Source organism: Deltaproteobacteria bacterium (assembly GCA_019308905.1).
In the GTDB taxonomy this organism is placed as follows: domain Bacteria; phylum Desulfobacterota; class BSN033; order WVXP01; family WVXP01; genus JAFDHF01.
Window position 1 is genome coordinate 1 of the sequence record JAFDHF010000121.1, and the last position, 4,600, is coordinate 4,600.

At 55.2% G+C, this 4,600-nt stretch carries 3 protein-coding genes; all 3 read right to left on the reverse strand.

The features are described from left to right. Positions 1 to 594 (reverse strand): phosphoribosylamine--glycine ligase (locus JRJ26_20190; protein ID MBW2059810.1); only part of this gene is annotated, 594 nt, incomplete at its 3' end. Between the two features lie 30 nt (positions 595 to 624). After that, positions 625 to 1,224 carry an IMP cyclohydrolase gene (locus JRJ26_20195; protein MBW2059811.1) on the reverse strand — a complete coding sequence of 200 codons (600 nt, stop codon included), beginning with the start codon at positions 1,222 to 1,224 and terminating at the stop codon, positions 625 to 627. Positions 1,225 to 1,403: 179 nt separating this feature from the next. Beyond that, positions 1,404 to 4,490: a VWA domain-containing protein gene (locus JRJ26_20200; protein MBW2059812.1), complete on the reverse strand. Its 3,087-nt coding sequence runs from the start codon at positions 4,488 to 4,490 to the stop codon at positions 1,404 to 1,406. Positions 4,491 to 4,600: the final 110 nt, after the last annotated feature.

Sequence of the window (4,600 nt, forward strand, 5' to 3'; positions counted from 1 at the left end):
AAAAGCAAGAAAAGAAGCCTCCTCTCCCTCCAGACAGGCCTCGATCACCACCCGGTCGCCTGCCCTGCCAAGATCCCTTGCAACCATTATCCTGTCGAGGGCTTCCAGAGCTTCCTTCTCTGTTTGGGCCACCACCACTCCCTTTCCCCCGGCCAGGCCATCCGCCTTCACAACAATCGGTGCTCCCCTGGACCGTATATAGCTCGCCGCCCGGTCCCTGTCTTCGAAGACCACGTGTTCGGCAGAAGGAATTCCATAACGCTTGAGCAGTTCCTTGCAGAAGGCCTTGCTCCCCTCTATTTCCGAGGCCTTTCCCGAAGAGCCGAATATCCTGAGCCCCCGAGCCTCGAAGAGATCTACGATTCCCATGGTGAGAGGCAACTCCGGTCCCACCACTGTCAGATCTATCTGCTGGTCCTGGGCAAACCTGGAGAGTCCTTCGAGATCCGTGGGATTGATCTCCACACAACGGGCCAACCGCGCTATGCCCCCGTTCCCGGGAGCGCAGACGACCTCCTCCACCATCGGGCTCTGCGCGATCTTCCAGACAAGAGCGTGCTCCCTGCCCCCCCCTCCGATAACCAGGACCCTCATCCCTCTCCTTCCCATGGACCCCCTCCCTTCTCATTCACTCCCCAAGGCATCCAGATATCTGGAGATTGCCCAATCATACCGCGAGGTTGTACGAAAGACCTTCTTTGCCAGACGGAAGTTGGTCTGCTGAGAGACGATTCCCTCATTCCCCCTCATCTCCTGGAGGACACCCTCATAGTCATCCGGATCGACAAGGACCGACACATGACGGTAGTTCTTGGCTGCAGCTCTAATCATCGTCGGCCCTCCGATGTCGATGTTTTCTATGGCCTCTTCCATGGTACATCCCTCCCGGGCCACCGTTGCTTCAAAAGGATAGAGATTGACGACAACCATGTCTATGGGTTTGATCCCATGGATCTCCATCGCCCTCTTGTCACCGGGATTCTCCCTCCGCCCCAACAGCCCTCCATGGATCTTGGGATGAAGCGTCTTGACCCGTCCATCCATTATTTCTGGAAAACCCGTATATTCAGATACTTCCATCACTCTTACTCCATTCTCCATTAAGATTCTTGCAGTCCCTCCTGTGGAGAGTATCTCGACACCCATCGCAGTCAGCCCCTTTACGAAATCCACTATTCCGGTCTTATCTGAGACACTGACAATCGCCCGGTCTATTTTCGACATCGGAACCCCCCTTTTTCTAATATACGGTCAAATCGGTTACAGGCTCTTCCAAATCCAAAAGCTCAAGACCATGACAAGAGATAGAGAGAAACCTGCTCCGTGCCATGTTCACAACCGGCTGAGATGAGCCGATTAGTCAGCCCAGAGAGGCTACGGTGGATCTCGGCTGGCCAAGCGGGTCAGTAGAAAACCTCCCGCCAGGAGTAGCTACTCAGACCGGACCTGCCCAAGACGGCAGTCTTCCCATGAATCTCATGATCACTCGTCTGTATCAGCATCTCGGATGTCTTTGCATAGTATAGGAGTTCTGAGGCGTACCCCCGACCAATCTCGATTCTCCCGACCGGGCGAGCTTCTCCCGGGGGATCCGGGTCCTCTTCCTTGAAAACCGTCCGATTTGGCACACAGCCCGTGTCGAACTCCCTGTAGTAGAGATAGGTCTTTCCACCGGCCTGGCACGGGTCGTCAATGGGGATAAAAGTAAGAAAAAAGACCAGTCCACCCACGACAAGAGGCGGCGATGAGACCCTTTCTCCTGGGCGAAGATCCACATACCATCCCTTTATCTTGGTGGGATCGGGGTTCTCCTCGCAATCCCCGGAGACTGTCCTGTCTTTCATCCCCTCCTGATCCCGGGTAATGTGACGGAATTCGTCTTTGATCCCGTAGAAACTCTGAAGAGGAATCTGGTCGCTGGTCTTCTTCTTATCATCGAGGGTCAGGTAGCTTCCGGTCCCAAAGTAGACCATCAGATTCCGGCACCTTCGATCCGAAGGATCTTTGCAGTAGAAGGAGAGACCCACCGGTTGAGTGATCGGCTGGATCTGCCCGTTCCGGTCCCTGGCCTGAAAAATCTCCTCGACTTTCCAGGCGGCAGGTTCAAGAGGTTCGTAGGTCTTGGGAGTCTCCTGGCAGGTGATGTCGAGCCTGTAAACCTTTCCGAAAAGATCGGCAGTGAAAACACTGTCAGCATACTCATCCTCGTTAATGTCCACGGCTCTCGGGCTTGTCAGCATGTTTGGAGCGCGGACGGAAACGAGAAGCGGTGTCCCATCAAGATTCTTCCCTGTTTCCAGATCGAAAGCAAGAAGGTATCCCTTCCCATCGTCATTGTTGAATCCGCTGCCGACAAAGGCGACCCACCTGCCCTCTGTCCGTCCGCTCTGAAAAATCTTCTCTACTGCCGGAATAGACCAACTCTCCCCCAGGTGGGGATCGGAAAACTCCCACTTTGGTTCGAAGCCGTCAGCCCCCGGATCTGTAACGTCCAGGGCAAAGTAGGCCTTGCCTCCCTGTCTCTCTCCTCCGATGAGGAGGGTCCTCCACTGTGGTTCGAGCCCTCCCGCCTCACCGTCCGGGTCGATAAAGACATCGACTACAGTGGGGGTCAGATCCACGAAGTACTGGTGACAATCGTCATAATCCGGATCCGTAAGGACCTTCAATTTGCCGAGCAGGTTGTTGGGAATAAAGGCCCACGCTTCCTTCCCCCCATTCGGGTCGTCGACGTAAAAGGCGTGGATCATCCCGTCATTGGAACCCACATAGACCATCCTCTCTCTCCGGGTTTTACTCCGCCGGAACAGAATGTATGAGAGATCAGTGAAATACCAATTCGGCGGACCCACCACGACGGGCGTGGAATGGACTATGTCCCCCAGCCTGTGCCCCCCACGCCTCCGCAAGCCGGCAATCTCGTGCCCTCGAACAAAATCGACTATAGCCTCTCCCTCCTCCGCATCGGCCGCCCCGAGCAGCGTGCAGAGCTCCTTGTTGTCAATTCCCGTGGCGGACAGGTTCACCCCGGAGAACTCCACTTTCTCATCCATGCCCGTGGAACTCTTCAATGCCGTCCATATGCTACGATCCTCAGGGCTCGTGGCGTTCAAGAGAGCTCCGGCCTCCCACCGCGGGCTCTCCCGGTCGAAGTCCACATCCCCGTCCACCTCAAAGGCCTCGAGAAAACCTTTCCAACCAGCCGGGTGGAAGGATGCGCGAAAGACGAGATCCTTCGTGCTCGTCGCGGTGGAAACAACGGCCGCTCCGGTCCCGGAGGAGATGGACATGAGAACCTCTCTCATAGCCTTCTCAAGTGCCCTTCGAAGCCCCTGAAAATCGTCGGCCGTGTAAAAATACCTGTGGTAAAGAGGGCTGTTCGGGTCGCTCCATTCCGCCTCTTGACCGTGCAGCCCGTTCCCGTTGAAAGCGGTATTCAGAAGCAGTCTGCTGCTCACAGTAAAGCCGATGGTGTATGTTACGATGTTTCTCTTTTCTCTCTCCCTCTGCAGATCGGGCCTGGCATCCGATTGGTACAGGTGGTAGGCAATATCGTCAAGATAGTCTGAGCCTTGCCCGGGATACCGGCCGGTTTCGTCCCCCTTCCACCCGTTTGCTTCGGTACCTCCGCTGTCCCCATCCCAGTCCTTCTTCATATAGTCGCTCAGGTCGTCTCCGTCCCTGGTTGGCAGGCCGTCGGTGATCAGAATGACGAAGTTTTTCTGACACCAATACTGAACAGGACCCTCTTGCTTGTCCGAAAAATAATCCCAAGCATCTTCCAGAGCCTCGGCCAGAGGGGTATACCCGGAAGCCCAGATCTCGTTCACGGCTCGATCGAGATCCTCCAGACTAGAGGGTATCCCGGCTTTGATCTCCCCTCCCTCGCTACCATCGAAAATCATGAGGCCAAAACGCACCTCTGTGGTGGATCTGAACACCTCCTTGACGGCTCTCTTTGCCGTCAGGATCCTCGTCAACAGATCCCTCTTTGCCGGGTCGTCCTGCAATGCCTTCAAGGCGTCACGCTGGGCCTGGGTGGAATAGTAGAATATCCAGTTCAGATAGTTGAAATTGTACCAGGTCGAATACGCACCGGTATCCCTCACATCCACACTGTAGGTCGCATAGGGAAGGAAAGCTTTGATATGCTGCGAATCGCCGGGATCGTAATCGTCCTGGTCGATAAATGTTCCCTTCCTTCGATCGAAATAGAAATAACCGTCAGCCTCGCTCCAACGGGTCTGATAATCGCTTCCACTGCAGATTTTCGTGGAGCTCATGCACTTGCGGTACCGGAGCTTGACCCTTCCTTCGGATGTTTGAAACGTGACCCTGTGGTTGTCGGGAAAACAGTTTTTCTTCTCCCGGGCGAACACCACCTCTTTCCCTTCCGAAAGAAGGGGCGTGGAGTAGTCGACGGTCGGATCGAAACCGTCGAGCCAGATGATGTTGGCCATGCTGCCCGAGGTGTCGAAGATGATCAACACGTTTGGAGAAACCCCTTTGGTTACAGAAAGAGGCGTCTCACACGATTGCCCTGCCAGCACTAATCCGGCAGATCCCGAAACCATCCAGGCCAGAGCAAAAAGCAGAATCG